The 21,766-nt window shown below is 41.5% G+C and carries 24 protein-coding genes; 21 read left to right on the plus strand and 3 right to left on the minus strand.

Annotated features, from left to right (window positions below; genetic code table 11):
• Positions 1 to 58: 58 nt before the first annotated feature.
• The 7 genes from NSS76_RS07335 to coaD all read left to right on the plus strand — a co-directional run bounded on the left by NSS76_RS07335 (position 59) and on the right by coaD (position 3,417).
• On the plus strand, positions 59 to 472 hold the full coding sequence (locus NSS76_RS07335) for a YlbD family protein (RefSeq protein WP_234107758.1): 414 nt from the start codon (positions 59 to 61) through the stop codon (positions 470 to 472).
• A gap of 19 nt (positions 473 to 491) precedes the next feature.
• Positions 492 to 740 carry a YlbE-like family protein gene (locus NSS76_RS07340; RefSeq protein ID WP_024424278.1) on the plus strand — a complete coding sequence of 83 codons (249 nt, stop codon included), beginning with the start codon at positions 492 to 494 and terminating at the stop codon, positions 738 to 740.
• 69 nt (positions 741 to 809) lie between these two features.
• Entirely contained in the window at positions 810 to 1,220 is a 411-nt protein-coding gene (locus tag NSS76_RS07345; RefSeq protein WP_224426554.1) for a hypothetical protein, read from the plus strand.
• Between the two features lie 57 nt (positions 1,221 to 1,277).
• Positions 1,278 to 1,727 carry a YlbF family regulator gene (locus tag NSS76_RS07350; RefSeq protein ID WP_007499807.1) on the plus strand — a complete coding sequence of 150 codons (450 nt, stop codon included), beginning with the start codon at positions 1,278 to 1,280 and terminating at the stop codon, positions 1,725 to 1,727.
• 65 nt (positions 1,728 to 1,792) lie between these two features.
• Positions 1,793 to 2,065, plus strand: a complete 273-nt coding sequence (locus NSS76_RS07355) for a YlbG family protein (RefSeq protein ID WP_024424276.1) — start codon at positions 1,793 to 1,795, stop codon at positions 2,063 to 2,065.
• A 310-nt stretch (positions 2,066 to 2,375) separates the two neighbouring features.
• Entirely contained in the window at positions 2,376 to 2,933 is a 558-nt protein-coding gene (rsmD, locus tag NSS76_RS07360; RefSeq protein ID WP_024424275.1) for a 16S rRNA (guanine(966)-N(2))-methyltransferase RsmD, read from the plus strand.
• Position 2,934: 1 nt separating this feature from the next.
• Positions 2,935 to 3,417 carry a pantetheine-phosphate adenylyltransferase gene (gene coaD / locus NSS76_RS07365; RefSeq protein ID WP_024424274.1) on the plus strand — a complete coding sequence of 161 codons (483 nt, stop codon included), beginning with the start codon at positions 2,935 to 2,937 and terminating at the stop codon, positions 3,415 to 3,417.
• Positions 3,418 to 3,430: 13 nt separating this feature from the next.
• Here the strand turns inward: coaD and ylbJ are convergent, their stop codons facing one another.
• Complete coding sequence (gene ylbJ, locus NSS76_RS07370; RefSeq protein ID WP_326849054.1) at positions 3,431 to 4,639, minus strand: sporulation integral membrane protein YlbJ; 1,209 nt, start codon at positions 4,637 to 4,639, stop codon at positions 3,431 to 3,433.
• A gap of 155 nt (positions 4,640 to 4,794) precedes the next feature.
• Between ylbJ and NSS76_RS07375 the strand changes: the two genes are divergently transcribed.
• Positions 4,795 to 5,574: a patatin-like phospholipase family protein gene (locus tag NSS76_RS07375; RefSeq protein ID WP_048238859.1), complete on the plus strand. Its 780-nt coding sequence runs from the start codon at positions 4,795 to 4,797 to the stop codon at positions 5,572 to 5,574.
• A gap of 4 nt (positions 5,575 to 5,578) precedes the next feature.
• On the plus strand, positions 5,579 to 6,607 hold the full coding sequence (locus NSS76_RS07380) for a SepM family pheromone-processing serine protease (protein WP_133743855.1): 1,029 nt from the start codon (positions 5,579 to 5,581) through the stop codon (positions 6,605 to 6,607).
• Between the two features lie 40 nt (positions 6,608 to 6,647).
• Here the strand turns inward: NSS76_RS07380 and NSS76_RS07385 are convergent, their stop codons facing one another.
• Positions 6,648 to 7,892: a nucleotidyltransferase gene (locus NSS76_RS07385; protein ID WP_341081523.1), complete on the minus strand. Its 1,245-nt coding sequence runs from the start codon at positions 7,890 to 7,892 to the stop codon at positions 6,648 to 6,650.
• Between the two features lie 206 nt (positions 7,893 to 8,098).
• Here NSS76_RS07385 and NSS76_RS07390 point away from each other — a divergent pair, with 206 nt between their 5' ends.
• The 3 genes from NSS76_RS07390 to gerR all read left to right on the plus strand — a co-directional run bounded on the left by NSS76_RS07390 (position 8,099) and on the right by gerR (position 9,490).
• The gene (locus NSS76_RS07390; protein ID WP_019743276.1) at positions 8,099 to 8,617 is read left to right on the plus strand and encodes a YceD family protein; all 519 of its coding nucleotides are present in this window, start codon (positions 8,099 to 8,101) and stop codon (positions 8,615 to 8,617) included.
• 21 nt (positions 8,618 to 8,638) lie between these two features.
• Positions 8,639 to 8,812 carry a 50S ribosomal protein L32 gene (rpmF, locus tag NSS76_RS07395; RefSeq protein WP_008354700.1) on the plus strand — a complete coding sequence of 58 codons (174 nt, stop codon included), beginning with the start codon at positions 8,639 to 8,641 and terminating at the stop codon, positions 8,810 to 8,812.
• Between the two features lie 138 nt (positions 8,813 to 8,950).
• A complete protein-coding gene (gene gerR / locus NSS76_RS07400) occupies positions 8,951 to 9,490 on the plus strand; it encodes a sporulation-specific transcriptional regulator GerR (protein WP_024424269.1) in 540 nt (179 codons plus the stop codon).
• 45 nt (positions 9,491 to 9,535) lie between these two features.
• On the opposite strand, the gene NSS76_RS07405 is transcribed toward gerR, so the two are convergent.
• The gene (locus NSS76_RS07405; RefSeq protein WP_007499784.1) at positions 9,536 to 10,015 is read right to left on the minus strand and encodes an N-acetyltransferase; all 480 of its coding nucleotides are present in this window, start codon (positions 10,013 to 10,015) and stop codon (positions 9,536 to 9,538) included.
• 210 nt (positions 10,016 to 10,225) lie between these two features.
• On the opposite strand from NSS76_RS07405, the gene NSS76_RS07410 reads away from it, so the two are divergent.
• The 9 genes from NSS76_RS07410 (at position 10,226) to mraY (ending at position 21,762) form a co-directional block, all read left to right on the plus strand.
• Positions 10,226 to 11,125: a 2-dehydropantoate 2-reductase gene (locus NSS76_RS07410; RefSeq protein WP_172881500.1), complete on the plus strand. Its 900-nt coding sequence runs from the start codon at positions 10,226 to 10,228 to the stop codon at positions 11,123 to 11,125.
• Between the two features lie 65 nt (positions 11,126 to 11,190).
• A complete protein-coding gene (gene bshC / locus NSS76_RS07415) occupies positions 11,191 to 12,810 on the plus strand; it encodes a bacillithiol biosynthesis cysteine-adding enzyme BshC (protein ID WP_341081528.1) in 1,620 nt (539 codons plus the stop codon).
• A gap of 128 nt (positions 12,811 to 12,938) precedes the next feature.
• The gene (gene mraZ, locus NSS76_RS07420; protein WP_003211163.1) at positions 12,939 to 13,370 is read left to right on the plus strand and encodes a division/cell wall cluster transcriptional repressor MraZ; all 432 of its coding nucleotides are present in this window, start codon (positions 12,939 to 12,941) and stop codon (positions 13,368 to 13,370) included.
• 66 nt (positions 13,371 to 13,436) lie between these two features.
• Positions 13,437 to 14,369 (plus strand): 16S rRNA (cytosine(1402)-N(4))-methyltransferase RsmH, encoded by a 933-nt coding sequence (gene rsmH / locus NSS76_RS07425; RefSeq protein WP_024426925.1) that lies wholly within the window; start codon positions 13,437 to 13,439, stop codon positions 14,367 to 14,369.
• A 37-nt stretch (positions 14,370 to 14,406) separates the two neighbouring features.
• Positions 14,407 to 14,754 carry a cell division protein FtsL gene (gene ftsL / locus NSS76_RS07430; RefSeq protein ID WP_024424265.1) on the plus strand — a complete coding sequence of 116 codons (348 nt, stop codon included), beginning with the start codon at positions 14,407 to 14,409 and terminating at the stop codon, positions 14,752 to 14,754.
• 7 nt (positions 14,755 to 14,761) lie between these two features.
• Positions 14,762 to 16,912 carry a penicillin-binding protein gene (locus NSS76_RS07435; RefSeq protein WP_073208310.1) on the plus strand — a complete coding sequence of 717 codons (2,151 nt, stop codon included), beginning with the start codon at positions 14,762 to 14,764 and terminating at the stop codon, positions 16,910 to 16,912.
• A 133-nt stretch (positions 16,913 to 17,045) separates the two neighbouring features.
• Positions 17,046 to 18,965 carry a stage V sporulation protein D gene (locus tag NSS76_RS07440; protein WP_024424263.1) on the plus strand — a complete coding sequence of 640 codons (1,920 nt, stop codon included), beginning with the start codon at positions 17,046 to 17,048 and terminating at the stop codon, positions 18,963 to 18,965.
• A gap of 211 nt (positions 18,966 to 19,176) precedes the next feature.
• Entirely contained in the window at positions 19,177 to 20,652 is a 1,476-nt protein-coding gene (locus tag NSS76_RS07445; protein ID WP_151039453.1) for a UDP-N-acetylmuramoyl-L-alanyl-D-glutamate--2,6-diaminopimelate ligase, read from the plus strand.
• Between the two features lie 135 nt (positions 20,653 to 20,787).
• Complete coding sequence (mraY, locus tag NSS76_RS07450) at positions 20,788 to 21,762, plus strand: phospho-N-acetylmuramoyl-pentapeptide-transferase (RefSeq protein WP_003211854.1); 975 nt, start codon at positions 20,788 to 20,790, stop codon at positions 21,760 to 21,762.
• Positions 21,763 to 21,766 lie beyond the last annotated feature (4 nt).

The following is a 21,766-nucleotide window of genomic DNA, read 5'->3' on the forward strand; positions in this document are numbered from 1 at the left end:
CACCAAAACAGATGCTGGTGTATATAGTATAGTAGGCATTTGTATGGGGGGTGAGGATATGACAAACAAGCAAAAACAAACATCCATTGATGAATTTAAACAATTCGTCAGACGCCATCCGAAGTTAATTCAAGAAGTGCAAACGCAAGAAAAAAGCTGGCAAAGTGTATACGAAAATTGGATCATGTTTGGTGAGGAAGATGAGATGTGGTCACCTTACCGGCAATCGAAATCTGAAGATGCGAAAGAAGAAAAAGCCTCTAAGCCAAGTGAAGCAGGAAAAGCAGATTTTATGTCTAAAATGGTTTCTGCTGTGAAAAAAATGGACGCTGATCAAATGAATGAACAGATTAACAAAATGAGCCAGTCTATTTCCTCTTTACAAAGCTTGCTCGGCCAATTTTCATCCAATGGTTCAAAGAAAGGTTCATCTGGAGGCAGTCAGCACCCATTCTCCTTCAGGAAAGATTAAGTGAAAGGGGATGCTTCTGGTGCGAAAAGAAGTACAGGAATTTGTCATGGCCGAAGAGGAGCGAATCAAATTCATAAGGCAGCGTCCTATCTGGTACAGACAGCTGACGCGACATCCTGAAAATCTAACGTCCTTTGAATTAGATAAAATGAACTTTTACGAAAAAACCATTCCTCATCGTGTGAGTCAGTTGAGCAATAGCGTCCAAATGGCTGAAATGATGATTCAAATGTTCCAAGCAATGCGCAATCAAAATGGAGCCGGTTGAGGCTTTTTTGAGTTGATTAAGATGTCTATTTCCTGAGCATCCTATAAAAGTAGATGAAAGGAGAATCAGATGATGAAATGGATGCTGTCAATAGGCGCATTGCTTTTTCTTGTCACCGGGTGTCAAAGTCAACATGGAGAAGAGCAAGTGATTAAGCAAGACCCAGCAGTACCAGTCATGCAGCAAGCCCAAAGCGAAATGAAGCAGCAAGGCTTTTTGAAATACAAAGTGCAAGGGTCGTCTGTCTATATAGAAAGTACACTTCAAGATTTTCATCTTCAGCCAGAGCGTCTAAAAAAGAACGAGAAGGCGGGATATTTTACAGTGTATGTAGACGGGAAACGTGCAGGGAATGAGTATACTGCGGCATTTGTGGTCAAGCATCTTTCAAAAGGAAAGCATAAAATGACTGTTGTGCTGAATTCCCGTCATCCAGAATATAAACAGAAAAGAGAAACATGGGATGTATTTGTCACGTAAAAGCATTTTCTGATCCATAGGTTTCGTGGTAAACTATGAATTGGAGGTGCAACATTTATGTATGCGACAATCGAATCTGTGGAGCTCCAAGAGGAAGCAAATCAATTGGCTGCCATGATTCTTCAGTCGGAGGAGGCTGAACATTACCGCAACTGCTTTAAGCGTCTCCAGCAAGACGAAGAAGCCCAACAAATTATTGCCCATTTTACAAAAGTAAAAGAGCAGTATGAGGATGTGCAGCGGTTCGGCAAATATCATCCGGACTATAGAACGATCTCAAAGGAAATGCGTGAGGTCAAAAGAAAGCTAGATCTTCACGATACAGTGGTTGATTTCAAAAAAGCAGAAACAGCGATTCAATCCATCTTAGATGAGATTAGTATTGAAATCGGTCAAGCTGTATCAGCATATATTAAAGTTCCAACAGGGAACCCATATTTTGATGGTCTATCATCATGCGGCGGTGGCTGTGGATCAGGTGGCAGCTGCGGCTGTAAAGTATCTTGACGAGACTTGAATGTCTCGTCTTTTACATAATGAATGAAAAGAATTGAAAAGCGGCAGGTGAAAAGATGGAAACCAAACGTCAAGGGATGGTCGTCTGGCTGCATTCGTTAAAGCAGTCAAAAGCGCTAAGAAAATTCGGAAATGTTCACTATATTTCAAGGAAAATGAAATATGCTGTGATCTATTGTGATATGGATGATCTTGAGCGCCATATGGCTAAACTCAGCTCGTTACCATTTGTGAAACGTGTTGAGCCTTCATATAAACCTTTTATTAAATTAGAGTACGAATCCAAATTGGACAAAGCAAAAGAGTATGATTATAAGGTGGGCTTTTAAAGACACAAAAAAATCCCCGCGGCATCACCCGCGGGGTCCTTCTATTCTTAATGATTCATTAAGGAGAAGGCAAAGGGAGAGGAGAAACCGGAGGAAGAACTTATGGGGAAACGTAAGTCTTCTCCGCGGTTGGCAACAGCACCACATCAGATGCTGTTATAAGTAGTATGACCCCGTATTTCTTGATCTATACATAGAAAATGAATGAATATCATTGCATTGTTCCTTGAGGAGTGATGTGGTAAGATAATGTTGAATTTTTTGTCATAAACAATGACGAATAGAAGCAAGTAGAAAAAGTGGTGGAAAAATGAGAGTCATCTCTGGAACGAGAAAAGGCCGCACACTTAAAGCGGTACCAGGTCAATCAACAAGACCGACGACAGATAAAGTAAAAGAATCAATATTTAATATGATCGGCCCGTATTTTGATGGCGGATGGGCTCTTGATTTATTTGCAGGAAGCGGTGGTTTAGGGATTGAAGCGCTTTCTAGAGGATTCGATCATTGCATATTCGTTGATCGAGATATGAAGGCGATTCAGACGATTAAAGGCAACCTGAATCAATTGTCGCTAATGGATCAAAGTGAAGTGTTTCGAAATGAAGCAAAGCGTGCACTTGCAGCTGTTGTGAAACGAGAGGAATCCTTTCAAGCCATTTTCCTTGATCCGCCCTATAAAGATCAACAGCTAAAAGCACTTCTTGAAATGATTGACGAGCACGCCTTGTTAACAGATGACGGCGTGATCGTGTGTGAGCATGATAGAGATGTGAAGCTGCCAGAAGAAGCAGGGCAGCTCCACATCACAAGACAGGAACTGTACGGATTGACTGGTATTACGATCTATAGAAAGCGGGGAAATTAGCATGGGGAACATAGCCGTTTGTCCGGGCAGCTTCGATCCAGTTACATTGGGGCATTTGGATATCATCAAAAGAGGTGCAAAGATTTTTGATGAAGTGTATGTATGTGTACTAAATAATTCATCTAAAAAACCGTTATTTACTGTTGAAGAACGGTGTGAGCTTATTCGCCAAGCAACAAAGGAGCTGCCAAATATCAAAGTTGAATCGTTTCACGGCCTGCTTGTTGATTATGCGAAGCAAAAAGAAGCCAAAGTCATTTTACGCGGACTAAGAGCTGTGACGGACTTTGAGTATGAGATGCAAGGCACCTCAATGAACAAAGTGTTAGACGATGAAATTGAAACGTTTTTTATGATGACCAACAATCAATATTCCTTCTTAAGCTCCAGCATCGTCAAAGAAGTAGCGAAATATCATGGGGCAGTCAACGATCTTGTACCAAAAGAGGTAGAAGCAGCGCTGAAGGAAAAATTTAATGGATGAGTGCACCCGGCACTCATCCATTTTTTAATTTCCGATAGTATAGCGCGATATACACTATCATACTGCAAAGTGTGATGAAGGGACCGGCTTTCACAAGCTGATTCCAAAGCACGCTGCTGAACATGACGACCTGCTGGCTTGCATCAAAGGCACCCGCTGGGAGAGCCATATCTGATCGAGAGACATAAAGAGGCTTGAATAATAAAAAGGCAAAAACAGCTGCATAAATTCCGTGAAGCAAACGGGCGAAGAAAAACGGTTTAAAGCGGATATCGGTTGCCGCTAAAATGCCAGCGACTTGTGCTTGAACAGAGAACCCGCTGAATCCTAAAATAAAGCTGACGACAATGGTTTTAGCGAGAAGGGTGACTTCCTGTGACCCCGTCATCTGGCTTCCTAATGTGATTTCAAATAAACCGGCAATCATGGCAAGGTCTAATTCTGGCGGAAGATGCATCGTTTGCAGCATATATCCGAGCCCGATGGATAAAAGGTCTGTCACATGGACAACTGACAGCATTTTGCTAAACACAGAAAATAAGATAATAAAGCCGCCAATCATAAAGAGTGTTTGGACTGATGACATGACTGCATCACTTAAAATTTGGCCGAGCGGTCTTTTCTCTGCGAGTCTTGCTGTATGAAGAGCATTGAATGCCTCTTTAAACGGCGGGAATAAAAACTTCTTGCGGCTTCTTAGGTGTGCATCATGCCGCGCTTTATATGCCCGCATCGTCACACCAACAGCGAGATTCCCTAAATAATGAGCGCTGGCCAATACAATGCCTAAAGCTGGATGATGAAAAAAACCAACAGCCACTGCACCGAAAATAAACAATGGATTCGATGAATTTGTAAAGGAAACGAGACGCTCTGCTTCGATCCGCGTCAGCTGCCTTTCCTGCCTCAGTCTTGTCGTTAATTTCGCACCAGAAGGAAACCCTGAAGCCATTCCCATAGCCAGTACAAATCCCCCTACACCCGGCACCCGGAAGATGGGGCGCATAAATGGCTCTAATAATACCCCGACAAATCTGACAATCCCAAAACTAATTAATAGCTCGGACAAAATAAAAAAAGGAAGCAATGATGGAAATACAACCTCCCACCACATTGCAAGTCCATTTTTCGATGCTTGCAAAGAGGCTTGTGGGTGTGTAATCACAGTGGCTGTTAAGAAAATAAAAAAAGCAGCGATGAACAGAGTGTTCCATTTTTTCATGGAGATTTCGCCCCTTGCCGTATGATCTATTGGCGAGCTCGTGATTATAGAAAAAGAAACTAGCCGAGCCTGTCTTCTATTACTATACGAGCAGTAGGGGCATGTTTAGACCTATAGATTCGTATATATGCATAGAAAGAGGAGGGTGGATTTTCATGAAGCGACCGATCATCGGGCTTGCACTAGGCTCCGGGGGTGCGAGGGGAATGGCGCATATCGGGGTTTTGTCTAGTCTTGAGAAGCAAGGGATACAGGTAGATATGATCGCTGGAAGCAGTATTGGCGCACTTGTCGGGAGCTTTTATGCGGCAGGACAAGACGTAGAAAAAATGAAAAAACTTGCACTTGTCTTCAGAAGAAAGTATTATGCTGACTATACACTGCCAAAAATCGGTCTTTTAAAAGGAAATCGAATTTTGCAGCTGATTCACACGTTTACATATGGGAAAAAATTCGAAGAATTAAGAATGCCCCTTGCGGTGGTTGCCTGTGACCTCGAAACAGGGGAGAAGGTTGTGTTTAAAGAAGGGTCTGTCTCACAAGCAGTCAGAGCAAGCATCAGCATTCCAGGCGTGTTTGTTCCTCACGAAATGGGCGGCAGACAGCTAGTGGATGGAGCGGTTGTTGACCGCATTCCTGTGTCTGTTTTAAAAGAAATGGGCGCAGACCTTATTATCGCCTCTGATGTATCTAGGGTGAAAAAAACAGAAAAGGCGACGAGATTATCGGATGTGATTATGCAAAGTTTGGACATCCTTCAAAATGAATTGGTCCGTCACCAAACCATTCATGCAGATCTCATGATTCGGCCGAGGCTTGAAACATTCAGCTCCAGTTCATTCACTCAGGTTCAGGAGATGATTGAGGCTGGTGAACTCGCCGCTGACCAATTAACAGGTAAACTGAAAGATGTCATTGATAAATGGGAGTGTTAATCGAATGAAAAAATTGAATATTCGCTGGCTCAGCTTTTTTGTTATTGTTCTTGTCTTATTTGGCTTAACTTTTGTTAAACTGCCGTATTACGTGACAAAGCCGGGTGATGCAACAGAGATTGCCCCTCACATTCAAGTGGATGGTGGATACGGCGAGAAGGGCAGCTTCTCTCTTATGACGATAAAAGTAGGTCCAGCCAATCCGTATACGTATTTGCTTGCGAAAATGAATAAATATGACGAAATCGTCCCAGAAGAAAATATTAAAGCGGACGGAGAGTCTGATGAAGATTATATGAAAAGACAGCTTCAGCTGATGAAAAGCTCTCAAGAAAATGCCATGATTGCAGCGTATACAAAAGCAGGCAAAAAAGTAGATTATACGTTTAATGGGGTATATGCGAGCTACGTCATGAAAGGCATGCCTGCTTACGGCAAAATTGAAGTGGGCGACCGGATTAAAAGCGTTGATGGCAAAACGTATGATTCTGCTGATAAAATGGTGTCGTATATCAGCCGTCAAAAAGCTGGTACATCTGTCCGTTTTGTCCTTGAACGAAACGGCAAGGATATCACGCAGAAAGTGAAGTTGAAGCCTTTTAAAGAAGAGCCGAATCGAGTCGGAATTGGCGTATCTTTATTTACAGACCGAAATGTGAAAGTGTCGCCTTCAATTAAGGTGGATATTGAAAATATCGGCGGTCCATCGGCAGGTTTAATGATGTCACTTGAAATTTATAATCAGCTGACAAAAGAAGACGAAACACATGGCTATGCGATTGCAGGGACTGGAACGATAGACGCTGATGGTACGGTCGGGCCAATTGGCGGAATAGATCAAAAGGTTGTTGCAGCAGATAAAGCAGGAAAAGATATCTTCTTTGCACCAAACGATAAAGGTGATCCAAATTCAGACTACAAAAATGCAGTGAAAACAGCGAAAGATATTAAAAGTAATATGAAAATCGTTCCTGTGGACACTATGCAGGACGCACTGAACTATTTAAACAAGTTAAAAGAGAAAGCATCTTAAGTGAAAAAAGAGCAGCCTTCATCAAAGGCTGCTCTTTTTATCAAGATTGGAAGAGACCAGTCTCTTCATCATAGCGGATCGGATAGGTTTTAAATTCTGCTTCTGTTAACTTTGTTTGCATTGGTTCGCTGATGGGAAGGCTGAAGACGCGGGAAGCGCGAATGTCAAGATCAAGGGCAGGATGTGAAAAGGAAGACAGCTTGCTGACAAGCGGTACGTCCAATTCCTTTTTGACAAGAGATAAGTATTGCTGACCTTTCTTTGACATACCAAGTAAACGAATGTATGGCGCGTGTTTCTTCTTTAGCAGCTCATGCATAACGGTTTTCTTCACCCTCATTAAAAGGTGCGTATTCATCCGCTGCAGCCTTGTCCACGTATATCGTTTTGTTTTCACAAGTGATAGATATTCCTCGTAGGTGGACGCATGTGTGATCGCCTTTTGCATGCGGTGTTCGATGCCTTCTTCAATTTCATAGATGCCTTCTAGTTCTGCTGTATCCATTGTGTGAAACACATGTTTTAAGAAGCTGAAATAGTCTTCTTGCGTATGTAAAAGACCATAAGAAGAATAATAGTCATGTAATTGCTTAAGCGAAGCTTCCGGGAGATAAGAGGCGACAGTTTCAAATGACCCGTTCTCTTTTAAGGCTTTTCGGATGCTTGTCGCGCTTGCAATTTTCTGATGTTTAGGAAGCTCTTGATCATGATAACCGGATGCAATTCTTTGAGAGGTAAAGGGCTCTATGTGAGGAGATCTCTCTAAGATGGCTTTGACATAATGGAAGCCTAAAATGTTATTGGGCTTAGACAGATCCAGTAAGTGTTTAGGATCAATGACTTCCTGAAACGCAGCGGCAGAAGCTGCCGGATAACTAAGCCCTTCTTTGACCTTTGCTTTTGTGAAAAGGTCAATTTCTTCTTTTTTCTCATGCCAAGCGTGAGCTGTTCGTTCAAATGCTTTAATGTCCCCATCCTCGCTTCCGAAAAAAAGGGAGCGGCATTTTAAAGCGTCTAAAATAGACACAGCGCCATTTGCAAAGGTTTCTGCCTTTTGCACTGCATAGATGTATGGAAGCTCACATACGATGTCTACACCGTTTTGCAATGCCATTTTTGTACGTGCCCATTTGGAGACGATAGCAGGTTCTCCGCGCTGGAGGAAAGATCCGCTCATGACGGCAATGGCTACATCTGAGGAGGTATGTGTTTTCGCCTGGCGAACATGATAGGCATGTCCATAATGAAATGGATTGTACTCGACAACGACTCCTGTTGCTTTCAATAGATGTTCCGCCTTTCTTGCTATGGTTAAATGGTCTATGCTACAGTAGCATAAGGGAAAAATGAAGCCCATTTTTTTCAGTGTAGGCATTCCGTGAACTGATGTCAAACAACGCTCTGACATCACAAAGGACTGTAAAGAAAAAATATTGACAAATAGCATGATGAAAGCTATAATCATGTTTGTTGCTCTTAGAGGTGATACAATTGAAATGGACAGTTTATCAGTTACATCAAAAAGCTAAAAACAGCTTCGATTTTCATGAGACGGTTGACTTAAATGAACTTACTAGCCTTCATTCAGATATACGTCGCATTTCACCAGTAGAGGTGAAAGGGACTGGAGTGATCGAATCAAAGCAAGTCGCATTTGATTTAACCATCACAGGTGAAATGACATTGCCTTGTTCAAGAACGCTTGTTGATGTAAATTATCCATTTGCGATTTCAACGAAAGAACTATTTGTACTTCATAAGACAGACGATATAGAAGATGAAGACGTATCTGTTGTAGAAGACGATATCATCGACTTAACGCCTATAGTCAAGGAAGAAATTCTTCTTGAAGTGCCGATGCAAATCTTTTGCGACCAAACAGACGTAAAAGGTGCTGCACCACAGGAAGGGAATGACTGGGCAGTCATTTCGGAAGATGCACATCAAAACCGAATTGATCCGCGTCTGGAAGGCTTGAAGAAGCTCTTAGAAGAAAATAATGAATCTTAACTCTTTAAGGAGGTGGGAATAATGGCTGTACCTTTTAGAAGAACTTCTAAAATGAAAAAAAGATTGCGTCGTACGCATTTCAAACTACAAGTACCTGGTATGGTAGCTTGCCCAGAATGCGGTGAAATGAAAATTTCTCATCGTGTCTGCAAATCTTGCGGAACATACAAAGGCAAAGACGTAAAAAGCAACTAATGCTTGATAAAAAAGCGTAAGGGAATCTTCCCTTGCGTTTTTTTATTTGTCTATTTTTTAGGTTTCTCTCCTGCAAATAGTCTATCTACTCTAGTAAGCGCATATGATGTGGTATTCAGATTCAGGGGGGATGATCAATTGACGATTACAAGGCAGGACGCATGGACGCAAGATGAAGATTTACTTTTAGCAGAAGTCGTCTTAAGACACATTCGAGATGGAGGAACGCAGCTTTCCGCATTTGAAGAAGTCGGAAAAGCGTTGTCAAGAACGGCTGCAGCATGTGGATTCAGGTGGAATTCATACGTCAGAAAACAATATCAGGCAGGCATTGAGCTGGCGAAAAAACAGCGGAAAGAACTGCGTAAGAAGATTGGGATTCATTCCTCGGGTTTACCACAAAATACGTTAACGATAGAAGAAAAGGCAACTTCAGATCAGGCTGAATTGACCTTGCGAGAAGTGATTCAGTTCTTAGAGCAGCTTGAAAAAGAACCTGCTGGCTCTGCAGATTTACGCGAAGAACTAGCGGACACGCAGCATCAACTGAAGTCGCTCACGGAAGAGAATGAACACTTGAAGCGGCAATTAAAAATGACAGAAGAAGATTACCGGGCACTCATTGGGATTGTTGAAAGAGTCAAACAGAATATCAACTTAAAAGAATATGCTAAATAAGAAAACGCCCCTCACAGAGAAAGGAGGGGCGTTTTGCCATCAGTATTAAGCAGATTCACCTGTATTTTTTTGGATATGGGCAGGTTCCCAGATGAGTGGATTTTCCCCTTTGTCGCGTTCCATATCATATTTGACTGCTTCAAAGCCCATTTTATCCCAAAAACCGGCAGATTTGACGCGAGGATTGGTCCGGATTGGCAATCCGAAAGATTTGGCGAAATCAACAAGTGCCTCGCCGTACCCTTTACGCTGATACCCAGGAAGCACTTCCAGCTTCCACAGCTCTAAATAATCATGATTGTGGTCAAAATACGTTGTCGTCGAGCCGTCCACTTGATAAAGGCTCATACGTGCGACCAGCTTATCTCCAAAATAAATCCCGTAAAATGGAGAGTTGCTGTCATTTTCAATCATATTACTTTCAAGGTCTTCAAGCATGGATAGTTCTTGTATACCATATTCCTTAAATTGTTTAAATTCCTCTAAAGTTTTGTAATTGATTAGAAGTCGTTTTACTTGTGTCATATGATCTTCCCCCTTACACACATAATGTCGACAGTGATGTCATTGAAGGCGTTTTCATCCCATCCGCCTTAAAAAGTTTTTACACTTATTATTATAGTTTTTAAATTAAAAAAATTCAATCGCGGTGCGCTATCTGCTTTTTGCATCGCGGCTTGAAACTGTTAAAATGGTTGATATGATGAAGTAAACAGAAAAAGGGAAGTGCGGCAGTTGAACATTGGAATCATTGGCGGCGGTGCGATTGGTCTGCTTTGTGCCAGTTATTTATCACAGCATCATGACATCACTGTTTTGACAAGAAGAAAAGAACAAGCAGAGGAGATTCGAACATCAGGAATTAAGCGAACGGTAAAAGGAGAGACATTCCGGGCGTCTGCGGAGGCAAGGGCAGGGATTACAGGAGGATTTGATCTGCTGATTGTGACAGTGAAATATCACCATCTGCAAGAGGTGCTTGATGAACTATCAACATTACCTCGTCAGCGAATCCTATTTTTACAAAATGGCATGGCCCACTTATTAGATTTAGAAAAATGGGACACGTCGCATTCGATATATATAGGTGTCGTAGAGCACGGCGCCATGAAGGTATCAGACCATGCTGTGAACCATACAGGGATCGGTGTCATCAAGTGGGGAGCTTTTCATCCTGAGGATACAGATGATGTGAGAAATGCTTTGAATGAAACGCCGGCCCATTTTCAGATGATTTATACGGATGAATGGAAAAGAGTGCTGGAAGAAAAACTGCTAGTTAATGTTTGCATTAACCCGCTCACGGCTTTATTGCGTGTGAAAAATGGAGAATTGATCGCAAATCCTGCATATGAATACATGATGAAATGTGCATTTGAAGAAGCATTGTCCATTCTAGGTCTGGCAGAAGAAGAGCGTCTCTGGTCACACCTCGTTTCAATTTGTAAAAAAACGGCCGCCAATCAATCGTCAATGCTTCAAGATATCGTCAAAGGCCGTGAAACCGAAAGAAAAGCCATCGTTGGCTATCTTTTAAAAAAGGCTCAAGCTCAAGAGATTCTGGCGCCACATCTTACTTTCTTTAATCGAAGCTTGGAAGTATTGGAAAAAAAGCAAACAAAATCTTTTGAGTGAGCTCATTTACATGCTATACTTTTTTCGGGAAACTAACTATTTATTGAAGAAAGGAAGTTCTAAACATGCAATTGACTGAACTTTCCATCCGAAGTCAGAATTTATTCATACGTGATTATATACAAGAAAAAAAAGAGATGACTGCTTTTTTTGATTATGATATACATTCTGAAGACACATGGAAAAAAAGATACGACGATCTCATGGAAATGAGCTTCCCGCGCGAGGCTTTAGCGGATTATATGAGCGCATACCACGCAAAGTTTGAATCAGCAGCGATGCGTCAGAACATTGAAAAGATCCGTGATGAACGGAGTGTCATGGTGGTTGGGGGACAGCAGGCAGGCCTACTTTCAGGACCGCTTTATACCATACATAAAATCATATCCATTATTCAGTTCGCAAAAGAAAAAGAATCAGCGCTTGGCGTTCCTGTGATTCCAGTCTTTTGGGTAGCAGGTGAGGATCATGACGTAGATGAAATTAATTTTGTCTACACATCCGGCGAAAAAGGTCCAGTCAAGCAAAAGCTGCCATTACATAACGTCAAAAAAACTGCGGCCAAAAGAACACCTCTGCATCAAGAAAAAACAGAAAAATGGCTCCGCGATGTGTTTTCAACGTATGAAGAATCCGCGTATACTAATGACTTGCTTGATCAGCTTCTTCGATGTTTACGCAAATCACAAACGTTTACTGATTTCTTTGAATGGATTGTATGCGACCTTTTTGAAGAAGATGGACTGCTTTTATTTAATTCAGGAGACTTAGGCGTCAAACCACTTGAGCGTACGTTATTCAAGCACATTGTCGAGACAAATGATGCAGTCACAGCTCGTTTGAATGAAACGCAGGCTGCCATGAAACGAGCGGGATATCAGCCGATCATTGAAGCTGGTGACAATCAGGCGAACCTGTTTTACGAATATGATGAAGAGCGCTTCCTTATTGAAAAAGAAAACGGCCAGTTTTCTATATCAGAAGTGGGGCTTACGTGGACAAAAGAAGAGCTTTTGCAGGAAATTGAGGAGCACCCAGAACGGTTCAGCAACAATGTGGTGACGCGTCCCTTAATGCAGGAAACCCTTCTCCCGACACTTGCTTTTATGGCAGGACACGGTGAAGTCAACTATTGGGGAGAGCTGAAAGGAATTTTTGAGCATTTTAAATTAAAGATGGCACCTGTTCTTCCAAGACTGCACGTGACCATCCTTGAAAGACACATCGACAAGAAGCTGCCTGTCAGAGAACTTTCTCTAGAAGAAGTGCTCACAAACGGAGTAAAAGAAAAGAAAGAGGCTCACTTTGAGCAAAGCCTTCCAGACAGCTTTGTTCAAGCCGTTGATCAAGCGAAACGTGAATTAGCGAATGTTCATGGTGTATTGAGGCAAGAAGCACTGAAGGTTGAACCAAACTTCGAGCAGCTGCTAGATAAAAATGCCAAATTTATCGAAGATCAGCTTCAATTTGTTTATCAAAAGGTGGCGCAGCGTGTGGAAGAGAAGGAAGGATATATCCTTCGAGATTTTGAACGGATTGAAAACAGCTTAAAACCATTAGATGCCCCGCAAGAAAGAATTTGGAATATCATGTACTTTTTAAACAAATATGGTCCAGAATTCTTCAAAACGTTCAAAAATCTGCCATTTTCATTTCAAAACAAGCAGCAAATTGTCAAACTTTGAAATAAAGTTTTAATGAACCCTGACTAGTTCAGGGTTTTTTTTTATGTAGAAACAGTGTAAAATAAGTTTTGTGGAGAGAAGTGGTGGATAGTGGAGAGTAAGGGTGAGAAAGTGGGGCTCTGATTATCATGTTCATGGGTGAATACCAACATACGATTGATACAAAAGGGCGCATGATCATCCCTGCTAAATTTAGAGACGGTCTCGGAGAACAGTTTGTGCTGACGAGAGGGCTTGATCAATGTTTATTTGGCTACCCTATGAGTGAGTGGAAACTAATTGAAGAGAAACTCAAAGCACTGCCGTTAACGAAAAAAGATGCACGTGCGTTTACCCGGTTCTTCTTCTCCGGCGCAGTTGAATGTGATCTGGACAAGCAGGGGCGCATTAACATCGCATCAAACCTACTCCAATATGCAAAACTCGAAAAAGAATGTGTGGTCATCGGCGTTTCAAATCGAATTGAGTTGTGGAGTAAGTCGATCTGGGAACAATATACAGAAGAGCAAGAAGATTCTTTTGCTGAAATTGCTGAAAACATGATTGGGTTTGATATATAATAATCCCTTGTGCAGCAAGCTTTCTACACATTCATTTCTATTTGAAAAAGGTGGGACCATAACATCATGTTTCAACATGAGACAGTATTATTAAAAGAAACAGTTGACGGTTTAAACGTCAAAGAAGACGGTACATATGTAGACTGCACGCTGGGCGGAGCAGGTCATAGCTCATATTTACTATCTCAACTATCAGAAAAAGGTACATTGATTGGATTTGACCAAGACGATGCTGCACTGGATCATGCACGAGAGAAGCTCGCGGATTCAAAAGCGAACATTCTTTTCATAAAGAGCAACTTCCGATATTTAAAAGAACGTCTGAATGAACAAGGCATTACAAGCGTAGACGGTGTGATTTTTGACCTTGGGGTTTCATCTCCTCAGCTCGACACACCAGAGAGAGGCTTTAGTTATCACCATGATGCACCTCTTGACATGCGAATGGATCAAACAGCCGCATTGTCGGCAAAACAAGTGGTGAATGAATGGCCATTTGAAGATCTAGTTCGGATTTTCTACAAATATGGGGAAGAAAAATTCAGCAAGCAAATCGCACGCAAAATTGAAGAAGCTAGAAAAAAAGCACCAATTGAAACAACAGGTGAGCTTGTCGACATTATCAAAGAAGGAATTCCCGCACCTGCAAGACGAACTGGCGGACATCCAGCAAAAAGAGTGTTTCAAGCGATCCGAATTGCTGTCAATGATGAATTGAAAGTTTTTGAAGAAGCACTAGAACAAGCAATAGAGTTACTCAATCCGAAGGGGAGAATTTCTGTCATTACATTCCATTCACTTGAAGACCGGATTTGTAAAAGTACATTTAAAGAAATGTCTTCTCTTCCAGAACTTCCGCACGGACTACCAGTGATTCCAGAAGGACTTGAACCAAAGCTGAAGCTGATCACGAGAAAACCAATCGTTGCATCAGAACAAGAGCTGGAACATAACAACCGTGCCCGTTCAGCGAAGCTCCGAATTGCAGAAAAAAAGTAAAACGACACCATAGATGATGATAAAAAGGAGGTTTCTTATGAGTAATTTGGCTTACCAAAGAGAAGTAAAACAATATCAAACAGAGCAGCAAGGCCAATCGGTTGTTATTAAAAGAAGAGGTTCTATCACACTTGGTGAAAAAATCTTACTTGTCATGTTTGTCATGGCTCTTATGTGCAGCTCCATTCTCATCATTTCTAAAGCCTTTGCTGTCTATCACGCTAATATTGAAGTCCAGAAATTAGAACAGCAAGTATCTTTAGAATCGAAGAAGATCACTGAGCTTCAAAAAGAAAAAGACTTGCTGAGTGAACCGGAGAGAGTCATTGATACTGCAAAAAAAGCAGGCTTAAGCATTTCGAAAGATGTTAAGAAGGTCGATTAAGATGGCGATGCCTAAAAAGAATAAAATGATGAACAGAGGCGCGGCAATTGCGAGTATTTGCTTCGCCCTGTTTTTCTTTATCATCCTTGCACGTTTTATCTATATTCAGATTACAGGAACGGTCGATGGCCAAGTGTTAGCCGCAAAGGCAAATGAACAATATCAATCGAAGAAAACACTTGAAGCGAAAAGAGGGTCTATTTTAGACCGAAATGGGAATGTAATTGCCGAGGATACGTCTGTCTATAAGCTCATTGCGATCATGAGCAAGAAAATGACGGTCGATCCAAAGCACCCGATGCATGTCGTCGACAAAGAAAAGACAGCAAAAGAGCTGTCAAAAGTCATTGATATGAGCGAAAGCGAAATTTTAAAGCGTCTGAATACAAAAGATGCGTTCCAAGTTGAGTTTGGTAAAGCTGGGAAAGACATCAGTTTTTCAACAAAGGAAAAAATTGAAAAGCTAAAGCTTCCAGGGATCGCATTTGAAAAAGACACGAAGCGATATTATCCAAACGGCATGTTTGCGTCGAATCTGATCGGTTATGCAAGATTAGATGAGGCAACGAAGGACATGTCAGGCGCGATGGGACTTGAGAAGGCACTGAACAAATTTTTAAAAGAAAAAGACGGCTATGTGACATATAACAGTGACAGAAGCGGATGGGCTCTTCCAAATAGTAAAGAAGACATTGTCGCTCCGAAGGATGGAAAAAATGTCACGCTGACCATCGATCAAAAAATCCAAGCGTTCCTTGAAGAAAGTATGACGCAGGTTGCCAAAAAATATAAACCGAAGAAAATCATTGCCACAGTCGTTGACCCAAAAACGGGAAAGGTGCTCGCGATGGGACAGCGGCCAAGCTTTAATTTAAATGAATTAGACATTACGAATTATAACAATGATGTCATTTCATATGCGTTTGAACCAGGTTCAACAATGAAAATCTTTACACTTGCTGCGGCAATCCAAGAAGGGGTCTATCAAGGCAATGATAAATATCAATCTGGTACTTATAAAGTAGGAGGCGGCCTTGTAAGAGATCACAACAATGGAAATGGCTGGGGAAAAATTGACTTTCATGAAGGGGTTCTCCGTTCGTCTAACGTAGCTTTTGCAAAGCTGGCAAAAGAAAAATTAGGCTTCACGCGCTACGAACAATATTTGCAGAAGTTCCATTTCTATGACAAAACAGGTATTGACTTACCGAACGAAGCGTCTAGTAAAATCAATTACAGATACGAATATGACAAAGCATCGACGGCTTACGGTCAAGCGTCTGCCATTACACCGATTCAACAAATCGAAGCAGCGACAGCGATAGCAAACGGCGGAACGATGATGAAGCCATATGTCATTGATCATATTACAGACCCGAACACAAACAAAACGATTTTACAGCACGAACCAACAGTAGCTGGAAAACCAATTTCCTCTGATACAGCAAAGCAAGTCCGTGACATTTTAGGTGAGGTGGTTTCCTCGAAGATTGGAACAGGCCAGCCTTACCAAATCAAAGGATTTGACGTTGCTGGGAAAACAGGAACAGGACAAATTGGCGGTGCCGGCGGTTATCTCAAAGGAAGAAACGATTACGTCTTTTCATTTATGGGAATGGCGCCAAAAGATGATCCGAAGCTGCTCGTTTATGTAGCTGTACAGCAGCCGCAGCTGTCTGCTACAGAAACTGGCTCTGCCCCAGTTGCACAAATCTTTAACCCAGTGATGAAAAATAGTCTGCTATATTTAAATATTGCACCAACAAAAACAGACGATAAAAAATCAGGCGAACAAAAAGTGAAACAAGAAACAATGCCTTCATTCTTAGATTTAGAAGTGAAGCAGGCGGAAACAGAAGCCAAAAACAAAAACTTAACGCCTGTTGTCATCGGCGACGGTCTCTCCATTAAACGACAGTGGCCAAGTGCAGGCTCTGAATTCTCTGAAAGCCAGAAAGTTTTCTTGAAAACAGCAGGAAAAACGATAAAAATGCCTGATATGACAGGCTGGTCGAGACGGGAAGTCCTTCAATATGCATCCATTTCCGGTGTGCATATCGAAACAAAAGGACAAGGATATGCTGTCAAACAAAGTGTGAAAAATGGAGCGGAGATTTCAGATAAAGTCGTCACTGTGACATTTAAAAGCCCGAATTAACTGCAAAACCTAGCAAACTACTTGCTAGGTTTTTTCTTTTGCCGAGCCAAGCGGGATAGACGAGACGTTCTACATAAGGACGGGCCTGCATATGATGGAAACAAGCCATATGTATGTAAGGAGTGAACCGGGCGTGCGAGTATCAAGTGTAACAGTGAGAAAACGATTGCTTTTCGTGCTGCTGTTTGGGGTGATCATTTTTTTCATCATAGATACTAGATTAGGATATGTACAGTTTATTATGGGCGAGAAGCTCACAAGCTTAGCAAAAGATTCATGGAGCCGGAACCTCCCGTTCGAACCAGAAAGGGGAGATATTTTGGACCGAAATGGGGTAGAGCTTGCGACGAACAAAAGTGCCCCATCTATATTGGTCGTCCCGCGGCAAATTAAAGATCCGGCAGAAACAAGCAAAAAACTGGCGGCAGTACTGAATATGTCTGAAGAGAAAGCGTACAAGCACGTCACAAAGAAAACATCCATCGAACGAATTTCTCCAGAAGGCAGAAAAGTATCTCATGAAAAAGCAAAAGAAGTTAGAGAGCTTGATTTAGATGGCGTTTATGTTGCGGAAGACAGCATCAGACACTATCCGTTTGGCAGTTTTCTTTCTCATGTGCTTGGCTTCGCTGGAATTGATAATCAAGGGTTACTTGGACTGGAAGCCTATTATGATGATGACCTAAAAGGTGAAAAAGGCTCTGTCAAGTTCTATTCCGATGCAAAAGGGCAGAAAATGCCAGATGAAGCAGATGATTATACACCACCTAAAGATGGTCTTGATATGAAGTTAACTGTCGATGCGAAGGTGCAAACCATTATAGAACGGGAATTAGACAATGCGCAGGCAAAATATAACCCAGATGGGATGATTGCAATTGCGATGAACCCGAAGAACGGTGAAGTGCTTGGGATGTCGAGCAGACCGGATTTTGATCCAGCGGATTATCAATCAGTTGACTCGAAAGTGTTTAACCGAAATCTACCGGTGTGGAGCACATATGAGCCAGGTTCGACATTTAAAATTATTACACTTGCAGCAGCACTAGAAGAGAAAAAAGTCAATTTAAAACGCGATCATTTTTTTGACAGCGGTTCTGTGACAGTTGATGGTGCAAGACTTAGGTGCTGGAAAAAAGGCGGACACGGATCACAGTCATTTTTAGAAGTGGTTCAAAACTCCTGTAACCCCGGCTTTGTTGAGCTAGGCGATCGTCTAGGAAAGGATAAATTATTTTCCTATATTAAAAATTTCGGGTTTGGCCAAAAAACAGGAATCGATCTTCAAGGGGAAGGGCGAGGCATTTTGTTCCCGCTGGACCGAGTTGGCCCTGTAGAGCAGGCGACAACTGCCTTTGGTCAAGGTGTATCTGTTACGCCGATACAGCAAGTGGCTGCCGTAGCAGCTGCGGTAAATGGCGGAACACTTTACACGCCATACATTGCAAAAGAATGGATAGATCCAATCACAAAAGAGGTTGTGAAAAAGCAATCGCCGATTGCCAAAAAGAAAGTGATTTCAGCAGAAACATCAAAAGAAATCAGATATGCGCTTGAAAGTGTAGTCGCTCAAGGAACTGGCCGAAATGCATTTGTTGAAGGATATCGAGTTGGCGGAAAAACAGGGACAGCACAGAAGGTAAAAGACGGCAAGTACATGGAAAATAATCACATTGTGTCGTTTATCGGATTTGCGCCTGCTGATGATCCAAGTATCGTTGTATATGTCGCAGTAGATAACCCGAAAGGCACCATTCAATTTGGCGGGACAGTTGCAGCACCAATTGTGGGGCATATTATGCGGGACAGCCTGCCTGAGATGGGTGTGAAAAAAAGAAAAGGACAAATTGAAAAGAAGTACCAGTGGCTGGACACAAAAACCATTGAAGTACCGAATCTTGTAGGGGGATCTGTTTCAGACCTTGAATCCTTACTGATTAACCTGAAGATCGATGCTTCTGGAACTGGCAGTAAAGTGGTGAAGCAATCGCCTGCTGCCGGGACAAAAGTCAAAGAAGGCTCCACCATCAGATTATACTTAAACGATGAATAATAAAGAATGAACAGAGGGTAGCCGCACTCATTCGGCTGCCTCTTTTTGTTGAAAGAGAAGGTCTGTTTGAAAAAAAGAGCCTAAAGTGTGTTTTTTCCAAGAGAAACTTAAGGAATACGCTGGATGTATCCTTTTTTTTACGATAAAATATAGACTGTGTGTTTTTTTCACAAGACATGCACGTGAACGAATTTGAGAGGTTTGATATGAAATGAAATTACAAGAACTCCTTACATACTTTAAAAGTGAAAACAACGAATTAATAAACGAAAATCCTGATATCACTTCCATTGAAATGGATTCAAGAGAGGTGAAAAAAGGAAGCCTTTTTGTCTGTATAAAAGGCTATACAGTAGATGGACACGATTATGCTGAAAAAGCGGTGAAAAGCGGGGCTGCAGCGATTGTAGCAGAACACCCTCTTAACATAACAGAAGTACCAGTCATTATTGTAAAACACTCTCAAAGAGCTCTTGCAAGAATAGCTGATGCGTTTTACGAGCAGCCAACTCATAAGCTGAATCTCATTGGGATCACAGGAACAAACGGAAAAACTTCGACAACACACATGATTGAACAAATGATGAGAAAAGCCGAAAAGAAAACTGGCTTAATCGGTACGATGTATATGAAGGTGAATGATGACATTCTCGATGTGAAAAACACCACACCTGAAAGTGTCACACTTCAGAAAACTTTTAAACAGATGCTTGACCAAGATGTAGACACAGCCATTATGGAAGTATCATCACATGCACTGCATCTTGGCAGGGTACATGGATGTGATTATGATATTGCCGTTTTCACAAACCTTTCGCAGGACCATCTTGATTACCACAACACAATGGAAGAATATAAACATGCGAAAAGCTTGCTATTCTCACAGCTTGGCAGTGCCTTTCATCACGATAAGCCGAAGCATGCGATTTTAAATGCAGATGATGACGCTTCAAGTTATTATGAAAAAGTGACAGCTGCTGAAGTCATGACATATGGCTTAGAGCAAAAAGCAGATGTAATGGCAAAGAATATTCAAATCAAACCGAAGGGAACTCAATTTGATTTGATCACTCCAATTGGCACAAAAAATGTGACAGTTGCCCTCATCGGTAAGTTTAATGTGTACAACATCCTAGCAGCTGTATCAGTAGGGATCGTATCTGGCTTAACATTTGAAACGATTGTAAGTGCTATTGAAGAGCTGGAGGGAGTCAAAGGCCGATTTGAACTTGTGAACTGTGATCAAGATTTCCCTGTTATCGTCGATTACGCCCATACACCTGACAGCTTAGAAAATGTCCTGACAACGTGTAGAGAATTAACAGAGGGCAAAATTTTCTGTGTGATAGGCTGCGGCGGCGATCGTGATAAAACAAAGCGTCCTCAAATGGCCCAAATCGCTGTGAAGTATGCAGATGAACCTGTATTTACATCAGACAACCCAAGAAGCGAAGATCCTTCAGTTATTTTGAAGGATATGGAAAATGGGGTTCCAGACGCATATTATCATAGTTTTGTGAATCGCAAACAAGCCATCTTTTTTGCAATTGCCAATGCGAAAAAAGGCGATACAGTCTTAATAGCGGGTAAAGGTCATGAGACATATCAAATCGTCGGCGATCAAGTTTACGATTTTGATGATGCAAAGGTTGCTATGGACGCTATTTTAGATCTAAACAAATCTTAAAATGATGAAAAGAGTGTAATGAAATGAAGCATTTTGTACAAAAACAACATACGAAGAACGCGAATGAATACCTTAATAATGAATGTGATTTTCTGATGGAAAACGGCTTTGGAAATTCGGAAGGAGTAAAGAACGATGCTTGAACAGGTGATATTGTTTACAATCATAATGGGATTTTTAATCAGTGTTCTTTTATCCCCGATTTTTATTCCGTTTTTAAGAAGGCTTAAATTTGGTCAAAGTATTAGAGAAGAAGGGCCACAGTCTCACCAAAAGAAATCAGGTACTCCGACAATGGGCGGAATTATGATTATCTTTTCTATTACCATTACAACGATTGTGATGATCAACAAATTTTCTGAGATTAGTCCAGAAATGTTTTTATTGTTATTTGTCACGCTTGGCTACGGTCTATTAGGATTTTTAGATGATTATATTAAAGTAGCGATGAAACGAAACCTAGGTTTAACATCGAAACAGAAATTAATTGGTCAAATTGTGATCGCAGTGATTTTTTATGCAGTCTTCCATTATTATCAGTTTGCAACGACTATTCGCATTCCAGGAACAGATGTGAGCTTCGATTTAGGATGGGCTTACTTTATCCTTGTCGTTTTCATGCTTGTCGGAGGTTCTAATGCCGTGAACTTAACGGATGGACTGGATGGTCTATTATCTGGAACCGCGGCTATTGCCTTTGGAGCCTTTGCTATATTGGCTTGGAATCAATCACAGTACGATGTAGCGATCTTTTCAGTAGCTGTTGCTGGAGCCGTTCTTGGGTTTCTTGTGTTTAACGCGCATCCTGCAAAAGTATTTATGGGTGATACAGGGTCGCTTGCTTTAGGCGGAGCGATTGTAGCAATTGCGATTTTAACAAAGCTTGAAATTTTACTTGTCATTATTGGAGGAGTATTTGTTGTCGAAACGTTATCCGTTATTCTTCAAGTGATCTCCTTTAAAACAACTGGAAAAAGAATCTTTAAGATGAGTCCGCTTCACCACCACTATGAATTAGTTGGCTGGTCTGAGTGGAGAGTAGTTGTCACCTTCTGGACAGCTGGTTTATTACTTGCTGTTTTAGGAATTTACATCGAGGTGTGGTTATAATTGA

Source organism: Bacillus sp. FSL R5-0654, assembly GCF_038008745.1.
GTDB lineage: Bacteria > Bacillota > Bacilli > Bacillales > Bacillaceae > Bacillus > Bacillus safensis.

Coding starts and splice junctions, on each gene's coding strand:
- NSS76_RS07375 (WP_048238859.1), top strand. CDS start 4,795: ATGAAGCGACCGATCATCGGGCTTGCACTAGGCTCCGGGGGTGCGAGG.
- rsmD (WP_024424275.1), top strand. CDS start 2,376: ATGAGAGTCATCTCTGGAACGAGAAAAGGCCGCACACTTAAAGCGGTA.
- mraY (WP_003211854.1), top strand. CDS start 20,788: ATGCTTGAACAGGTGATATTGTTTACAATCATAATGGGATTTTTAATC.
- ftsL (WP_024424265.1), top strand. CDS start 14,407: ATGAGTAATTTGGCTTACCAAAGAGAAGTAAAACAATATCAAACAGAG.
- NSS76_RS07445 (WP_151039453.1), top strand. CDS start 19,177: ATGAAATTACAAGAACTCCTTACATACTTTAAAAGTGAAAACAACGAA.
- NSS76_RS07355 (WP_024424276.1), top strand. CDS start 1,793: ATGGAAACCAAACGTCAAGGGATGGTCGTCTGGCTGCATTCGTTAAAG.
- NSS76_RS07350 (WP_007499807.1), top strand. CDS start 1,278: ATGTATGCGACAATCGAATCTGTGGAGCTCCAAGAGGAAGCAAATCAA.
- NSS76_RS07405 (WP_007499784.1), bottom strand. CDS start 10,015: ATGACACAAGTAAAACGACTTCTAATCAATTACAAAACTTTAGAGGAA.
- mraZ (WP_003211163.1), top strand. CDS start 12,939: ATGTTCATGGGTGAATACCAACATACGATTGATACAAAAGGGCGCATG.
- NSS76_RS07380 (WP_133743855.1), top strand. CDS start 5,579: ATGAAAAAATTGAATATTCGCTGGCTCAGCTTTTTTGTTATTGTTCTT.
- rpmF (WP_008354700.1), top strand. CDS start 8,639: ATGGCTGTACCTTTTAGAAGAACTTCTAAAATGAAAAAAAGATTGCGT.
- ylbJ (WP_326849054.1), bottom strand. CDS start 4,639: ATGAAAAAATGGAACACTCTGTTCATCGCTGCTTTTTTTATTTTCTTA.
- bshC (WP_341081528.1), top strand. CDS start 11,191: ATGCAATTGACTGAACTTTCCATCCGAAGTCAGAATTTATTCATACGT.
- NSS76_RS07345 (WP_224426554.1), top strand. CDS start 810: ATGATGAAATGGATGCTGTCAATAGGCGCATTGCTTTTTCTTGTCACC.
- NSS76_RS07435 (WP_073208310.1), top strand. CDS start 14,762: ATGCCTAAAAAGAATAAAATGATGAACAGAGGCGCGGCAATTGCGAGT.
- rsmH (WP_024426925.1), top strand. CDS start 13,437: ATGTTTCAACATGAGACAGTATTATTAAAAGAAACAGTTGACGGTTTA.
- coaD (WP_024424274.1), top strand. CDS start 2,935: ATGGGGAACATAGCCGTTTGTCCGGGCAGCTTCGATCCAGTTACATTG.
- NSS76_RS07335 (WP_234107758.1), top strand. CDS start 59: ATGACAAACAAGCAAAAACAAACATCCATTGATGAATTTAAACAATTC.